The following is a 15515-nucleotide window of genomic DNA, read 5'->3' as shown; positions in this document are numbered from 1 at the left end:
CCCTTATATCTTGAGTTTGCTGCCGATCTCCAGGCAGGCTTCGGCCTTGTTGAGCGTATACAAGTGAACGCCCGGAGCGCCATTATCAATGAGTTCCTGGGCCTGACGCACAGCGTATTCCAGCCCCACCTCGCGCACGGCCTCGTCTCCACCTTCGGCATGGGCGGATTCCAATGCGGAAAGAAATTTGCCCGGAATGGACGCGCCGCAAAGGGAAAGAATGAACTTCGCGGAGTTAATGCTCAAAATGGGCAGCACGCCAGGGATAACCGGGGCATGGACTTCCATACCACGCAGGCGTTCCACGAAATCGAAATACAATCTGTTGTCAAAAAACAGTTGTGTGACCAAAAAATCGCCTCCAGCCTGCACTTTGACCTTGGTCCAGTGCAAATCCTCCGGGATGGATGGCGACTCCACATGCGGTTCAGGGTACCCTGTCACCGCAACAGCCATTTCTGGAAAGCGTTCCTTGATAAAGGAAGCCAAATCCGAGGCATGACGGAATTCGCCCGACGAAAAGTCAAAATCCGGGTTGTTTTTCGGCGGGTCGCCGCGCAAGGCCAACACATTATGCACATCGGCACGCCGAAGCTCTTCCAGGAACGCCTCAATCTTAGCGGCGGAAGCCCCGACGCAAGTCAAGTGCGCCATCGGCTCCATGTCCATGTCCCGCTTGAGCCGACGCACGATCTCCAGTGTGTTGTCCTGGGTGCCGCCGCCGGCACCATAGGTCACAGACACGAACAAAGGATCCAATTCCTTGAGCCGCTCGGCCACGTCAAAAAATTGTGGCCAGGCCTCCCGCTCTTTGGGCGGGAAAAACTCCAGCGACAAAAACGGGCGACGCCGTTCCATCAACTCGGGTATACGCACTGCGAATCTTCTCCTTTCCATGGCCCGCACAAATCTGACAGGCCGTTCCGATTCTTACGCCCTTCAGCGGGAAGGTTCAATAGATCCCTGGGACGGCGCTCCCTGGCGACACAGAGTATCCACCAGCTCCACATCCGCAGGCAAGAAAGCCAACTCGCCCGGTGCGCCGGGATCGATCCAACGCAGTTCCTGGCCCTCCAAAGGGCGAAGCGTACCTTGGTACTCGAACACATGGTAAAAATATAAATGTACATCTTTGTCGGGATACGAATGTCGCTTCTCCCGCCAAAAAACCATCTGCTCCGGCGTGATGCCCAGTTCTTCCCGCAACTCGCGGCTCAGGGCCGCTTCCCGGGATTCGCCCGCCTCGATCTTGCCACCCGGAAACTCCCACCAACCAGCCCAGGGCATTCCCTCGGGGCGACAGACCGCAAGGTACCGCCCCCGCCGCCAAATCACTGCCGCCACGACAAAAATTTCATTGGAAGATCGACTCATTCGTTCCCCAATGCAGCGCGTTCCGTACTGATGGCTTCCATGGCCTGCTCCAACTCCTGCATGCGCTCCATCAACCGTTCGGACCAATCCTCGGCTTCCCGATACGCGGTATTCAGCTTCAATGCTTCCTCGGGTTTTTCATAGGTTGCCGGATCATTCATGCGCTCTTCCAGCTCTCCCATTTCCGCCAGCACCTTTTCCAGGTCCGCTTCCTTGGCTTCGTATTCCTTCTTCAGCGGCTTCAACTTCCGATACAGCGCATTTCGCGCCTCGGCCAACCGACGCTTTTCCTCTTTGCTCAGTTTCGTTGTCGGCGTTTTGGAAGTTTCCTCCGTGGTGGCTGCCGTATCACTTTTTCCGACCAGGGGGTCGGTGGTGTCCGGTTCCGCGGGTTCCCCCCGGGTATCGGCACCGGCCAATTGCCGGCGGCGCCACGCATCCCAAGCCTCAAAACCGGAATGCTGGGTTATGCCGGTCCGGCCGAGCGACCAGACCTCTTCCGCCACCTCGCGCAACAGGTATCGGTCGTGCGCAACGAAGAAGAGGGTTCCCTCATAATCCTTGAGGGCAGAAACAAGCCCCATGCGGCTTTCCAAATCCAAATGGTTGGTCGGTTCGTCCAAAATCAACAAATTGGCCCGGGCCAAAAACAACGACGCCAAAATAAGACGATTTTTTTCCCCACCGGACAGGGCGTCCACCCGACGCTCAAAATATGATTCGCCAAGCAAAAACAACCCCAGCACGGACATGAGTTGCTCTTCGGTAAGATTGGGGTCGCCAAGTCGCCGGATTTCACCCAGCACCGTATTGCCGGTGTTCAGGATTTCGCTCTGGTGTTGGCTGAAATACCCCAGGGAAGTATTTTGACCAATTTTGACATGGCCCTGATGCGGTTGAAGCGAACCGGTGATGATCTTTAACAAAGTTGTCTTCCCCGCCCCGTTTGGAGCGGCCAGAGCCACTTTCTTACCGCGAAAAAGCTGAAATCCCAGCCCGTCCCAGACACTCTCCCCGCCGGGATAGCTGAACCGAAGGTCCACGGCATTGATAGCAACCTTGTCACCACGTTTCGGATCAGGAAGTCGAAAATTCAACGACTTACCCGGCCGGGACGCCCCTTGTTCGCTTTGTAGGCGTTCCAACTCGGACTGGAGCTTCTCCACCTTTTTCAGCTTGCTCTGGGCTTGGGCCGCTTTACGAGCCTTCACACGGAACCGGCGGATATAACTCATTTCCGATTCGATTCGGTTGCTCAACTTGGCCGCTTCCCGGCTTCGCTGCTCCGCGTTTTCCCGCTCCCACTCCAGAAACTGGGAAAACGTCCCCTTGCGCAAGGCGCTGCGTCCGTCTGAAACAAACAGGACATGCGTCCCTACCTTTTCCAAAAAGACGCGATCATGCGCCACAAAAGCCAGTGCACCACGGAATCCGAGGAGATATTGCTCCAGCCATTCCACGGCTTCCAGATCCAAATGGTTGGTGGGTTCGTCCAGAAGCAACACGTCCGCGCCCTGCAACAACACCCGCCCCAGCTTGGCGCGCTCGCGCCAGCCGCCGGAAAGCTCCCGCAAGCACTTGAACAGATCAGACTCGGCAAATCCAAGCCCCATGAGAATGGCTCGAGCCTGGTGGTCCGGATTGTACCCGTACTGCTCCTCGAACTCGGCCTGCTGGTGGGAAAGACGCTCCAACGCGGCTTCGTCGCGCACCTCCACGGCCCGCTCCCAGGCGTCCCAAAAATCGTTCCACGATGGTAAAGAGGACAACACCCAGGCCAAAAGCCGTTGATCCAGATCCGCCTCGTCAAGCTCCTGACGAACATAGCCGACCCGTGCTCCCCGAGCCATGGACACTTGCCCCGAATCCGGTCCATCCTCCCCGGCCAAGATGCGCATCAACGTGGATTTACCGCATCCATTGGGACCGGTCACGGCCAGACGCATGCCCGGCGTGATTTCAAAAGACAAACCGGCGAACAGGTCTCGACCGCCGTAGGATTTTTCAAGGGACTGCACCGTGACGCGGGACATATGCTCGCTCGTTCATCGCAAACAGGTTGCGGTTTTGTTGGAGGTTGTGGAAACTGTGGGCATCGATTCTCGCGACGACTGCCGCGCGTGTCTGGATATACCGCCGGGCCGGGAATGGCAAGGGGAGCGGCCCCTTCACACCGGTCGGCATACCTCGCAAGAAGGTGCTGCATGCCCCCCAAACCCTGGTACGTTTACTTGCTGCGCTGCGCTGACGACACGCTCTATTGCGGCATCAGCAACGATGTTCCCCGCCGTGTGGAAACCCACAACGCGGGAACCGGAGCAAAATACACACGCTCACGCCGCCCGGTGCGCCTCGTGGCCAGCTGTATCTGCGAGGATAAAAGCGCGGCCCTGCGCCTGGAACGGCACATTAAACGCTTGCCCCGCCGCAAAAAACAAGCGGCGCTGCAACAAGCAGCAAAGGAAATCACCCCATGCCGTACGTGAACATCAAAATCACCCAAGATGAAGCCACGCCCGAACAAAAAGCCCTGCTGATTCGAGGCGTTACCGACCTTTTGGCCGACGTGCTCGATAAAAATCCGGCCACCACCGTCGTGACCATCGACGAAGTGGAAACAGACAATTGGGGCATCAACGGTGAAAGTGTCACGGCCCGACGTACCCGAGAACGATAGCTCCTCACCTCCGGACATTCTCCGCCCCATCCCGATCCGTCAGGAGGCATCTCCCGGCACCGGATCCGCCGCCGCAGGAACAGATTCTTGCGTCCTGTCAAGAAGCGAGGCTTGTTGTCCCTCATTCTGCTGCGTCGAAGAGCCACGCTGGGCCAGCCAAACGCCCAAGAGCGTGGCTCCGGCCGCCAGCATCTGAACCGGATTCAACGCCTCGCCCAACCAAATCCAGGCCAGGGCAACGGCCACCACGGGAACCAAATTGATGGCTACGGCTGCTCGTCCGGCCTGTAGCCGGGAAAGCCCGAAATTATACAACCCAAACGCCCCGATGCTCACGAACGCCCCAAGATAGGCGGCTGCCGTCAGGGCTTCGGGATGCTCCAAGGCTTTTGGTCCCAGATCCATGGCCCCGGGCAAAAAAAACACCAGCCCCGCCAAAGTCTGCATACCCGTTAGGGTCAACGCGTTGTACCGTTCGCCTAACTGTCTCGCCAGCAACATATACACCGCGGCTGAAAGCATGGCTCCCAATTCCATCAGGTTTCCCAAGACCGGATGCGGAGCCGATTCATCGGGGCTGCCGCTCAACGTGAGAACGATCACTCCGCACAAAGCCAGGGCCAACCCGAATAACGAGCCACGGTCAAGCGGTTCCCGAAGAAACATCCAACCGCCCAACGCCACCACCAGGGGCAGGATGGCAGCCACCACACCAGCCTGGGAAGACGTGGTCAGAGTCAACGCGTTGGACTCAAGGTAAAAATACAAACAGGGCATGCAAAGCACCATTCCCCCCAGAAGGCGCCAATCCCCTTTCCGATATCCGGCAAGACTCATGCGGCCAAGAAAGGGCAACAGTACCAGCGTTCCCACCAGCATACGCAACCACATAATGGTCCATGGTCCGAACACGGCCAACACAGCCTTCATCATGGGAAAAGAACTTCCCCAAAGCACAACGGCCGCCAGCACTGCGAGCACAGGCCCAAACGCTTTTTCTGCGCTTTCCATATCAATGTTCCTTATTACTGTACGAGAACGAGATATCGGGCGGGAAGCCGACCTCCCGCCCGTTGCTATTCGTCAAAAAAAGCGCGCACTAAACGCGCCGTTGGTCAGCGTGATTGCAGATGGTGTCGAATGGCCATATCCGCCCCGCGCACATGATTGATCAGCCAATCACGAAGATACCCGGCCACGTCCAACGCCGCGATATCCCCATTGATCAGCGCTTCACGGTAGGACTCCACACTGCGGGCAAACCCCTGATGCACTGTACGATGCTTCTCCAGGCCGTCATAACCGACCTCGCGCATGAACGCTTCTTCCGCTGCAAAATGAATCAAAGCATACCGCTCCATATCCACAAGACAACGAACGACTGCTTTTTCCTCATCTGGGCTTCCGATATGCGTGGCAAGCCGGTTCAGAATGGTGAACAACCATTGATGCTGTCCATCAATCGGTTCCGCCCCGATGGACAGGCTTTCATCCCACTGGGCAAAAGGCACCGCACTCCTCCCAACGTATCCAGACGGCAAATACAAATGCTCGGCAAAATCAATATCAAGCTATTCAGATACAAGCAAGCACTGCGTCACCCATAGCCCGGCAGCCGACAACCCCGTCTCCCTGTTGGGCGATGTCGCCGGTTCGCAAGCCCTGGTCCAAGGTCTGCTCCACAGCTTGTTCCACGGCGGTCGCTTCTTCGGGCATTTCCAGCGAGTGTCGGAGCATCATGGCCACGGAAAGGATCGTAGCCAACGGATTGGCTTTGTCCTGCCCCGCTATATCCGGCGCAGAACCATGGATAGGCTCATACAACCCGGGACCGTTGGCGCCCAATGACGCGGACGGCAGCATGCCGATGGAACCGGTAATGGCCGCAGCTTCGTCGGAAAGCACATCGCCGAACAGATTGCCCGTGACCACGACATCAAACTGGGAAGGATCGCGGACAAGCTGCATGGCCGCGTTGTCAACGTACATTTCGCTCAATTCCACGTCCGGGTAATCGGTTGCCACCTCGCGCATAACCTCGCGCCAGACGCGGGAAACATCCAACACGTTGGCCTTATCCACCGAACAGACACGGCTTCCCCGCTTACGGGCCGCTTCAAAGGCCACCACACCGATTCGCCGGATCTCTTCCTCATGATAGACCATGGTGTTGTAGCCCATGCGTCCTGTTTCACGAGTCTCCTCGCCACGCGGTTCCCCGAAATAAATGCCGCCTGTCAATTCGCGCACCACCATGACATCCAACCCTCGGGCCGCAATGTCCGGCCGCAGATAGCAGGCGTCGCGAAGTTGGGGAAACAATCTTGCCGGTCGCAGGTTCGCAAACAGCCCAAGCTCCTTACGGATTCCCAGCAGCCCTTTTTCAGGACGAATGGCCGGATCGATATCGTCCCATTTCGGTCCGCCGACCGCCCCCAGAAGCACGGCATCACTCCGACGACACGCCTCCACGGTTTCCTGGGGCAATGGTCCGCCGGTCGCGTCAATGGCAACGCCACCAATTAATGCATGCTCCAGGGAAAACTCCCTGCCAAAACGCTGCCCGACCCGTTCCAATACGCGTAAAGCCTGCTCCATGATTTCCGGACCAATGCCGTCACCAGCCAATATGCACACTTTGGGCATGATTATCGTATCCTTCCTGTATAAAAACGTTTTTGCGCTGCCGAACTATGCTCTGAGCCGTTGCCGGCCGTACGGAACCAAGCCCCCAGCGTCCAAAATCTCCTGCATGAAAGGTGGGACAGGCGCGCACTGTACAGTCTCCCCGGTGGTACGATTGTAAATGACGCCCTGCGCCGTATCCACGTCAAGCGTATCCCCATCACCGAGTTTTTCGATATCCTCGCCCACTTCCAGGAGCACCAGCCCCATGTTGAAACCGTTGCGGTAAAAGATACGCGCAAAACTCTTGGCCACCACCACAGGAATTCCAGCCCCAAGAATCGAAATCGGAGCATGTTCCCGGGAAGAGCCGCACCCGAAATTCTCTCCGGCCACCAGGATGTCTCCTTGGTTGACCCGAGCGATCCAGCCCTCTTCCAACCCTTCCATGCATTTGGCTCCCAGCTCCTTGGGATCGGTGGTCACCAAAAAACGCGCCGGGATGATGGCGTCCGTATCAATATGGTCGCCCACAACGTGGGCTTTTCCCTTCACCTGCATTCGTCACTCCCTTGTGGTTCCAATCGGCGTTCCTGTCCGATCGCTGATCCAGTAAATGATCATCGCGACGGGTCCAGCGGGCTTGCCCTCCCGCCCTGACCTTCATCAAAATGGTCAACGCGCCGCGTTCTCACGTTGCCGGGCGTTTCTCGTGGAGGATCTCCACGGTACGATTTGCCTATTCTCCCCGGCTTCACCTACGATCATATCCTGCACGATCCCTCGCACTCCCCATGGCTCAGATATGAGAGGGATGCACGATCTCACCCACCACGGCAGAGGCCGCCGCCACAGCCGGATTCGACAGGTACACCTCGCTTTCCAGACTTCCCATGCGCCCCTTGAAATTGCGGTTGGTCGTGGCGATGGCCCGCTCTCCTCCCGCAAGAATTCCCATGTGCCCCCCGAGGCACGGACCGCAGGTGGCCGGGCCGACCACGCACCCAGCCTCCATGAACACTTCGATCAATCCTTCCTTGAGCGCCTGCTTCCAAATTGCCGGAGTAGCCGGGAGCACGATGCAGCGAACCCGGCTGGAGACCTTTTTCCCTTTGAGTACTGCCGCGGCCTCGCGCATGTCTTCGATACGCCCGTTGGTACAGGAACCAATTACGGCCTGATCCACGCGCAACCCCGCCACCTCATCCACGGAGTGGACATTATCCGGCAGATGGGGACAGGCGATCTGCGGGGACATTCCGTCCAACCGAATAACCACGACCCGTTCATACCCGGCATCGGAATCCGGCGTCATGGCCTGGTTACCGCTCCGCCCGGCACGGCGCGCATAGGCGATGGTCTTATCGTCCACGGCAAACAGACCGGCTTTGCCTCCGGCCTCAATGGCCATGTTGGCCATTGTCATACGGCCTTCAACACTCAGAGCCTCCACTGCAGGGCCGCCGAATTCCAGAGCCTTGTACAACGCCCCGGCAACGCCGATTTCCCCGATGAGCCGCAGCATATAGTCCTTGGCACCCACATGGGGCTGTGGCGTACCGGAAATCTCGACTCGAATGGTGGGCGGCACCTTGAACCAGGTTTCTCCAAGGGCCATGGCCGCAGCAATGTCCGTGGATCCCATGCCCGTGGCAAACGCACCAAGTCCACCGTAGGTACAGGTGTGGCTGTCGGCGCCCACGACCACATCGCCTGGTCCCACAATGCCGAGTTCCGGCAAAAGGGCATGCTCCACCCCAACATTGCCGCCCTCGTAATAATGCGTGACGCCCATGGCTTCAGCAAATTCGCGTACGGTCTTGACCTGCTCCGCGGAGTCAATGTCCTTGTTCGGTGTAAAATGATCACAGACCAAGGCGACCTTATCCCTGTCAAAGACCCGATCTGCGCCCATGGCCTTGAACGACTTGATGGCCAGGGGCGCGGTGATGTCGTTCGCCAGCACCATATCCACACGGCACCGGACGATATTTCCGGCCTCCGCAGGCTCCTGGGTATGCTGTTGGATGATTTTCTCGGCAAGGGTCTTGGGCATTTATTGCTCCTCTTTGATCTTCATCAAACGGTTCAGTGCGTTGACCAGGGCCATGGCGGACGCACGGATCACGTCGGAATCCGCGGAACGTCCCACGGCGCGCAGGCCGTTTTCCTCGATGCGAATGCTCACCTGCCCGAGAGCGTCGGTACCGGCCGTCACTGCGGTAACCGAGTAACGCTCCAGCTTGGGAGCGGCTCCCACGACTCCGCAAATGCACTGGAACACCGCGTCCACACAGCCTTTTCCAAAAACAACATTGGTTTTTTCCTCCACGGGTTCGCCGTCTTGGAGGAACTCCATGACCACGGCCGCCTGGGGCGGCACACTTCCCGAGCTGGAAGATACGCTCATGTCCCTGATGCGGAAAAGATCACGCTTGCGGAAGACCTTCTCCATAATCATGGCATGGACATCCTCATCGTAAATTTTTTCCTTCTTGTCCGCGAGTCCTTTTACGGCCTCAAACACCAGGCCGAGTTGTTCCTCGTCCAGTTCATACCCCAACTCGCGGACCTTGGCCTTGACCGCATGGGATCCGGAATGCTTACCGATGACCATTTCGGTGCCGGTTCTGCCGATGGATTCCGGGGTCATAATCTCGTAGGTCATGGGATTTTTGAGTACCCCGTCCTGGTGGACGCCGGATTCATGCGCAAAAGCGTTAGGTCCGACGATTGCCTTATAGGGGGGGATGGGCTGACCAATGATCTGGGAAAGCCGACGGCAGGAAGGGAAAATCTGTGTGGTATCGACATTTGTTGTGACGTCGTAGATGTCCTTACGAGTGTTCAAAGCCATGACCACTTCTTCAACAGCCGCATTGCCAGCCCGCTCGCCAATGCCGGAAACCGTGCATTCCACCTGCCGCGCCCCAGCACGGATGGCGGCCAGGGTATTGGCGACGGCCAGCCCCAGGTCATTGTGGCAGTGGACGGAAAACACGGCCTTATGGCTGTTGGGAATCCTGTCCATAAGATATTTGATCATCTCATGATACTCGAAAGGCTGCACATACCCCACGGTATCCGGGACGTTTACCGTGGTGGCCCCGCAATCAATGACCCGCTCAAACACCTTAGCCAGGAAATCCCAATCCGAACGGCTGGCATCTTCGGCGGAGAACTCTACGTTGGACGTGTAGGTCGCGGCACGGGATACCGCCGCCTCAGCCATTTCCAATACCTGCTCCGGCGTGCGCTGGAGTTTATATTTCATGTGAATATCGCTGGTGGCAAGAAAGGTGTGAATACGCGGATTGCCCGCGTCCTTCACGGCTTCCCAGGCACGGTCGATATCTTTGGGAACGGCGCGGCACAGTCCGGCAACCTGAACCCTGTCGCTCACGGCCCTGGAAATGGCGCGGACCGCCTCAAAATCCCCTTGGCTGGCAATGGGAAATCCCGCTTCAATGATGTCCACACCGAGCGCTTCAAGCTGGTGGGCCATGCTGATTTTTTCTTCCAGGCTCATGGTTGCGCCGGGGGACTGTTCACCGTCGCGAAGGGTGGTGTCGAATACATACACACGGTCAGACATGACTGCCTCCATCGGTTGCTAAAAAAGGATATGATGCGACGCCACGTCCACCCCAGGGGACACCGGCGTCAGGGACACGACCGGCTCTCCGGGGGCATGGAGAGGAATGAAAAAATGAAGTCAGCGCAAGGAATGCGCAGTGGGAAGCCCCCCTATAGGGATAGGGGGCGTAGGGAAAAGGCGGAAAAGAAGGATCCGAGGATCTGAGTTTTCCAATAGGACATGATGTGTAAAGCTAGACGGAACCGTTGGATACTGTCAACATCTTTTTCAAAGAGATACGGTCTTACTCATTGAAAGCCGGATACACACCGTGGGCATAAAAAAAGGCAGGCCAACCAGCCTGCCTTTTCTCCTGCGCCGACGCGCCGCTATTGACCGTTTTCCTCGCTACACACCGTGCTGGAGTCCTCGCGAGAATGGCGGGAAAGTTTGGCCCCCCGACGGGAAAGCACAAACAGCGTGTATCCAAGTCCGGAAATAATGTAAGACAGGAAGATCACGAATCCCAGTGCGCGTGGCTTGGTGGCAATCAACACAAACAGCAGGATGGCGACCACCATGGTCCCAAAGGAATGCGCCCGCAAAAAGCCCAATTCCTTGAACGACGCAAAACGCACCGTGCTGACCATGAGAAAAGAAACCAAATACACCAATGCCAACAACGCCGGTGCCAAAGCCGCGTCGATCAACTGCTGAGGTACGAACGGCACAAAAAGCACAAGCGTTGCCAGGGTACAGGCCGAAGCCGGAATCGGCAGGCCGGTGAAAAAACGCTTGTCCGCCACTTTGGCCTGGACATTGAATCGAGCCAGCCGCAAGGCACCGCACGCCACGAGCAAAAAGGAGGCCATCAGCCCCAACCTTCCGAACTGGGAAAGCTGCCAGGTATAGACCAGCACGGCAGGGGAGACACCAAAGGCCACAAGATCCGCCAGGGAATCGAACTGAACGCCGAACTCGCTGGTGCTGTTGGTCATGCGGGCCACACGCCCATCCAGAGCGTCGAACACGGCACTGCCGAGAATGGCCAGAGCCGTGGCCTCGAAATCTCCTGCCATGGACCAGACCACGCCCATGAATCCAAGAAACAGGCTGGCCGTGGTCAGCATGTTGGGTAAAATATACACGGCCTTACTACGGGGCAGCCGTTTACGTGCACTCATGCATTCCTCTCCCGGCGGGTTGCCGTATGCCCTGGTTCGTTTCAAACCCTTACAATGTGGCGAAACGTGTTCATCGGCTCAACGCGTTAAGCGGCCGACATTCTCCCAGCGCAGCAAACCACCTGTTATGCTGTTGGAGTATTATATACTGTTAGATGCCTTGCGCTTGGCAATGGCGGTTTCCCCGGCAAAGACCTGTTCCCCGACCACAACGCTGGGTTCAAAGCCTTCCGGCAGGTACAAATCCACGCGGGAGCCGAAACGGATCATACCAAATCGCTCACCGCGTTTGAGCTTGTCGCCTTTTTCCGACCAGCAGACGATGCGACGGGCAATCAGTCCCGCTATCTGCACAATCACGAAACGCTGGTTGCCTTTGCCGACGACTTCCAAAATATTACGCTCGTTGTCCGTGCTGGCTTTATCCAGCGAGGCGTTGAAGAACGCTCCAGGGATATAACGAATAACATCTATCTTTCCGGAAACGGGCATACGGTTCACATGCACGTCCACGAGATTCATAAACACGCAAATGACCTGTTTTTCCTCCCCGGAAAGGGGATCGCTTTCGCGGGCGATCTTGACGATACGCCCATCGGCGGGAGAAACCACGGCCTCCACATCCTCGGGAGGGACGCGCTCCGGGTCACGGAAAAAATGCCCGACAAAGGCTGTTGCCGCAAGCCCCACCAGCGCCATAAACCACCATTCCAGAATGGCGAAAACGACGGTGGCGAAAGCCGCGAGAATCAAAAAAGGATAACCTTCCGGGCAAATACCGATGGACCGCTGCTGCATGGTGTCCTCCGCTTCCAGTCACTGGCAATTCTATGACGCAAAAGCGTACGCTACCTCCCCTTGCAGCACAGGTCAACCTCACGCTCTCGCCCTTGTGCGGGGTCCGACGCTCATGTATTATGATTCGTATGGATCCTGTTACCCATCTCTCTGCCGGTGCCGTCGTGTACCATGTGGTTCGCCGTCGACTGCCTGCGGCCCGATTTCTTGTGGTCTTTTGCCTCTTCCTGGCCATTCTTCCCGACGCGGATATCCTCTTTTTCCGCTCAGACCCTTCCTTTTACTTACGATATCATCGCGGGTTTTCCCATTCCATCCTTTTCGTACTGTTGGCATCCCCGTTGTTGGGGTGGTGCTACGCCAGACTCACAAACGAATCTTCCAGAAAGAAACTCATCGCACTTGCTGCGGGGCTGCTCTCGCTGCACATCTACCAAGACTTGATCACAAGCTACGGAACACAAATATTTGCCCCTTTCACCGATGCACGTCTTGGCATGGACGCGGTCTTCATCATTGACCCGCTCTACACCGGACTGACGTTACTCGGCCTGGGCTACCTGCTGTTTCGCAAGCAACACCGACAAATTGTGGGGCTGCTGCTGTTGAGTTGGATATTGGCCTATCCCCTGCTTTGTTCCGGATTGCGCACTGTGGCCGAGACGCAATACCGGCAAAGCCTCATGGAGCAAAACGCACCCTACGACTGCCTCACCGTAACCACGGATGCCCTCAGCCCTTTGTATTGGAAGGCCATTTTGGTCAACAACGGGCAGTATGCACTGGAGAGTGTTCGCATGGGGGAACGCGATGAATCCACACCGGATTTCAAATACCGTCGTCCGTCCGGTGAACTGCTCGACACATTGCGAAACGCGGCTCCATTTCTGGATACCTATTTCTGGTTCACGGCCTTTCCATTTTATACAGAAACACAACGTCCAGACGGCGGACGCGATTTGGAATTCGGTGATCTGCGGTTTCAATCACCAGGACCGATCATCAGCTCCCTTTTTTCCAACGGGCGAACGCCCTTCGCTCTGACCGTCCAGCTCAACGCCCAAGGTCAGGTTCAACAATTCGTGTTCCACCGTGGGAGCAAGACCTTTGCCCAATCACTCGTTGAATGATTTATCCGGCTGCCTCTCCAGAGAGGTCGGCGGCTCCCCCATACGATGCAGCGGAATGACGTCGCCCGCCACGATCCAGGCTTGGGGTTGCAACGCTGCACCGTCGAACTCCGCAGGCCGCTGAAATCCGTTTTCCCGGCTCAAAATCAGGGATGCATTGGTCTCGCGGCTGTACACGATAAGCCCTTCCGGGAAAAACGACGCCCCCTGCAAGGAAGTGGAGCATGCACGTTCCAACGCGGCAAAAGCGGTGAAGAAACGGTCATCGCACAGCCCAATTCCTCCTCCAGCCCCCACCGCCGACGTCACAAGCGAAAGACGCCGGCCTCCGACCATTTCATAGGCCGCCGTATATTCCGGGGCGCAGGGAACAACATTCCCGACGCCCAGGGAGCGCAACAGGGATCCGGCCCGCTTTGCGGCAACACCGTCCCCCTCGACGCCCCAGACTTCAACGGATTCATACCCGTGACGACTTGCCAGCAGATACTGCCCCAGCACAAGCAGCCCGGAACCGGTATATAAATCCAGGCCAAGATACCGCCCCCCGCTCCCCGGAACAAATTGCGCCGCAAGCAAGCCGAGCACATGTCCCGCCACAACGGGGCGGGCGCTCAAGGCCAGGGCTGGAGCAAATCGCCGCAAAATATTCATGATCTCAATGTCATCATCTGGTTCATTGAGACTTCGACAACGTTGAAAGCGGTGCAGAATGGACGCTATTTCCCGTGGTGGCACCGGGTTAACCTGCGCCCCGGGATGCACGAATGCAAAAAAATACTTTGCCGCCACGTTCATCAACGCAGCATCCGACAGCGGATCTCCGGACTTCGCCAAACGGCGGACATCCTCCACAAGGGGGGATTGATCCAGCCAGGCAAACTCGTCCGATTCCCGATTCGGTTTGCCGCCAACGTCATACCCCTGAGAAACCACGTTGGTCATGAACCGTTTCCTCCTCAATGCCGTGTCACAGCGGGCAGTTTTTTCACTCCCTCAATTGGATGCAGAGGTCGTGCCGTATTGGACGGCCTGCGGCCCTCTCCCGAAAAAAACAATCAATACGCTTTGATATCAGCATATTGAAGTAGAACAGCGAGAATGACCAGCAAGACGGCTTTTTCCGTGGACGCAATGGCCGCCCCTTGCTACCTTGCCGGAAGAAACGAGGTAGTTATCAATGACCAAGCATGCTCAAGACCTGATCCTTGTGGATCGGGAAAAATGTAATCGCGACTGCATTTGTGAATTGGAATGTCCTTTCGACCTGATTTACTATGGAGAGGACGGATATCCCCGCCTGCGCCGGGCTGCAAAAAAACATTGCATTGCCTGTGGGCACTGCGTTTCCGTCTGTCCCTCCCAGGCGTTGGACCTGAAAATGCTCAGGCTGGAAAATTGCGTCCCCATTGATCGGAAACTTCAGCCAGCGCCCGAACAGGTAGCCCAGTTTCTTAAGTCCCGCCGGTCAATCCGCACCTTCAAGAAAAAACCCGTGGACCGGGCCGATCTGGAATGGATGCTTGATGTGGCGCGCTACGCTCCGTCGGCTCACAATCTTCAGCCTGTCCGCTGGAAGATCATCAGCGATCAGAACGTCATAGAACAATTGACAACCTGCATTGTGGACTGGATGGACGCGCACAAGCTCTTTCCCGGCGTGGTTCGCGCCTGGCGGACCCAGCATGACGACAAGGTACTGCGCCACGCCCCCCACCTTGTGGTGGCCTACGCTCCCATTGACGGAGAAAGCCCATCCGCGGATTGCTCCATCGCCTGCACCTACTTGGAGTTGGCCGGGCACTCCAAAGGAATCGGCGCTTGCTGGGCCGGATTTCTCATGAACGCTGTGGAGCATACCGACCACATCAACAAAGTGCTCAACATCCCCGATGGATTTCGCATCTACGGAGCGCTGATGCTCGGGTACACGAAGTTCCGTTATTATATGATACCGGAACGCAACCCGGCTCAGGTGGATTGGATTTGACCGATAGGCATGGAGCTGAATAGATCAAAACAAAAAAAGACCGGCTCGAAAGCCGGTCTTAAAATTTGGAGCGGGAAACGGGATTTGAACCCGCGACTTCAACCTTGGCAAGGTTGCACTCTACCACTGAGTTATTCCCGCTCAGCGGAGCATCGGGCCA

Annotated in this window: 16 protein-coding genes, 1 tRNA gene and 1 pseudogene; 4 read left to right on the top strand and 14 right to left on the bottom strand. The window is 57.0% G+C overall.

The features are described 5' to 3' along the window. Positions 1-3: 3 nt before the first annotated feature. The 4 genes and pseudogenes from metF to B5D49_RS15155 all read right to left on the bottom strand — a co-directional run. Complete coding sequence (gene metF / locus B5D49_RS04340) at positions 4-876, bottom strand: methylenetetrahydrofolate reductase [NAD(P)H] (protein WP_078716450.1); 873 nt, start codon at positions 874-876, stop codon at positions 4-6. A gap of 63 nt (positions 877-939) precedes the next feature. Further along, positions 940-1374 (bottom strand): (deoxy)nucleoside triphosphate pyrophosphohydrolase, encoded by a 435-nt coding sequence (locus B5D49_RS04335; protein ID WP_078716449.1) that lies wholly within the window; start codon positions 1372-1374, stop codon positions 940-942. Continuing rightward, complete coding sequence (locus B5D49_RS04330; RefSeq protein WP_456107115.1) at positions 1371-2783, bottom strand: ABC-F family ATP-binding cassette domain-containing protein; 1413 nt, start codon at positions 2781-2783, stop codon at positions 1371-1373. Before B5D49_RS04330 ends, B5D49_RS04335 begins: the two co-directional genes overlap by 4 nt. A gap of 129 nt (positions 2784-2912) precedes the next feature. Beyond that, positions 2913-3341, bottom strand: a pseudogene (locus B5D49_RS15155) (ATP-binding cassette domain-containing protein); the annotation flags it as partial. Between the two features lie 237 nt (positions 3342-3578). Here B5D49_RS15155 and B5D49_RS04325 point away from each other — a divergent pair. Continuing rightward, positions 3579-3860, top strand: coding sequence for a GIY-YIG nuclease family protein (locus B5D49_RS04325; protein ID WP_078716447.1), 282 nt, complete (start codon positions 3579-3581; stop codon positions 3858-3860). Further along, complete coding sequence (locus tag B5D49_RS04320) at positions 3848-4051, top strand: 2-hydroxymuconate tautomerase family protein (protein ID WP_078716446.1); 204 nt, start codon at positions 3848-3850, stop codon at positions 4049-4051. The genes B5D49_RS04325 and B5D49_RS04320 overlap by 13 nt, the downstream gene beginning before the upstream one ends. A gap of 39 nt (positions 4052-4090) precedes the next feature. On the opposite strand, the gene B5D49_RS04315 is transcribed toward B5D49_RS04320, so the two are convergent. The 8 genes from B5D49_RS04315 to B5D49_RS04280 all read right to left on the bottom strand — a co-directional run bounded on the left by B5D49_RS04315 (position 4091) and on the right by B5D49_RS04280 (position 12235). Then, positions 4091-5062 (bottom strand): DMT family transporter, encoded by a 972-nt coding sequence (locus B5D49_RS04315; RefSeq protein ID WP_078716445.1) that lies wholly within the window; start codon positions 5060-5062, stop codon positions 4091-4093. Between the two features lie 104 nt (positions 5063-5166). Further along, positions 5167-5562: a bacteriohemerythrin gene (locus B5D49_RS04310; protein WP_159447125.1), complete on the bottom strand. Its 396-nt coding sequence runs from the start codon at positions 5560-5562 to the stop codon at positions 5167-5169. Positions 5563-5626: 64 nt separating this feature from the next. After that, entirely contained in the window at positions 5627-6697 is a 1071-nt protein-coding gene (gene leuB / locus B5D49_RS04305; protein ID WP_078716443.1) for a 3-isopropylmalate dehydrogenase, read from the bottom strand. A 45-nt stretch (positions 6698-6742) separates the two neighbouring features. Continuing rightward, positions 6743-7237 (bottom strand): 3-isopropylmalate dehydratase small subunit, encoded by a 495-nt coding sequence (locus B5D49_RS04300; RefSeq protein ID WP_078716442.1) that lies wholly within the window; start codon positions 7235-7237, stop codon positions 6743-6745. A 238-nt stretch (positions 7238-7475) separates the two neighbouring features. Beyond that, entirely contained in the window at positions 7476-8732 is a 1257-nt protein-coding gene (gene leuC, locus B5D49_RS04295; protein WP_078716441.1) for a 3-isopropylmalate dehydratase large subunit, read from the bottom strand. Further along, positions 8733-10271: a 2-isopropylmalate synthase gene (locus B5D49_RS04290; RefSeq protein ID WP_078716440.1), complete on the bottom strand. Its 1539-nt coding sequence runs from the start codon at positions 10269-10271 to the stop codon at positions 8733-8735. A 371-nt stretch (positions 10272-10642) separates the two neighbouring features. Then, positions 10643-11437 carry a CDP-diacylglycerol--serine O-phosphatidyltransferase gene (gene pssA, locus B5D49_RS04285; RefSeq protein ID WP_078716439.1) on the bottom strand — a complete coding sequence of 265 codons (795 nt, stop codon included), beginning with the start codon at positions 11435-11437 and terminating at the stop codon, positions 10643-10645. A 141-nt stretch (positions 11438-11578) separates the two neighbouring features. Then, entirely contained in the window at positions 11579-12235 is a 657-nt protein-coding gene (locus B5D49_RS04280; RefSeq protein ID WP_078716438.1) for a phosphatidylserine decarboxylase family protein, read from the bottom strand. A gap of 119 nt (positions 12236-12354) precedes the next feature. Between B5D49_RS04280 and B5D49_RS04275 the strand changes: the two genes are divergently transcribed. Continuing rightward, positions 12355-13365, top strand: a complete 1011-nt coding sequence (locus tag B5D49_RS04275) for a metal-dependent hydrolase (protein ID WP_159447124.1) — start codon at positions 12355-12357, stop codon at positions 13363-13365. Here the strand turns inward: B5D49_RS04275 and B5D49_RS04270 are convergent. Beyond that, positions 13351-14310 carry a hypothetical protein gene (locus tag B5D49_RS04270; protein ID WP_078716436.1) on the bottom strand — a complete coding sequence of 320 codons (960 nt, stop codon included), beginning with the start codon at positions 14308-14310 and terminating at the stop codon, positions 13351-13353. The two genes, B5D49_RS04275 and B5D49_RS04270, sit on opposite strands and share 15 nt — an antisense overlap. Before the next feature lie 235 nt (positions 14311-14545). Between B5D49_RS04270 and B5D49_RS04265 the strand changes: the two genes are divergently transcribed. Next, a complete protein-coding gene (locus B5D49_RS04265) occupies positions 14546-15355 on the top strand; it encodes a nitroreductase family protein (RefSeq protein WP_078716435.1) in 810 nt (269 codons plus the stop codon). A 66-nt stretch (positions 15356-15421) separates the two neighbouring features. Here the strand turns inward: B5D49_RS04265 and B5D49_RS04260 are convergent. Continuing rightward, a tRNA-Gly gene (locus B5D49_RS04260) sits at positions 15422-15496 on the bottom strand. Positions 15497-15515 lie beyond the last annotated feature (19 nt).

Source organism: Paucidesulfovibrio gracilis DSM 16080 (genome assembly GCF_900167125.1).
Taxonomy (GTDB): Bacteria; Desulfobacterota; Desulfovibrionia; order Desulfovibrionales; family Desulfovibrionaceae; genus Paucidesulfovibrio; species Paucidesulfovibrio gracilis.
The sequence above is the reverse complement of the archived record's forward strand: the minus strand, read 5'-3'. Positions and strand labels throughout refer to the sequence as shown.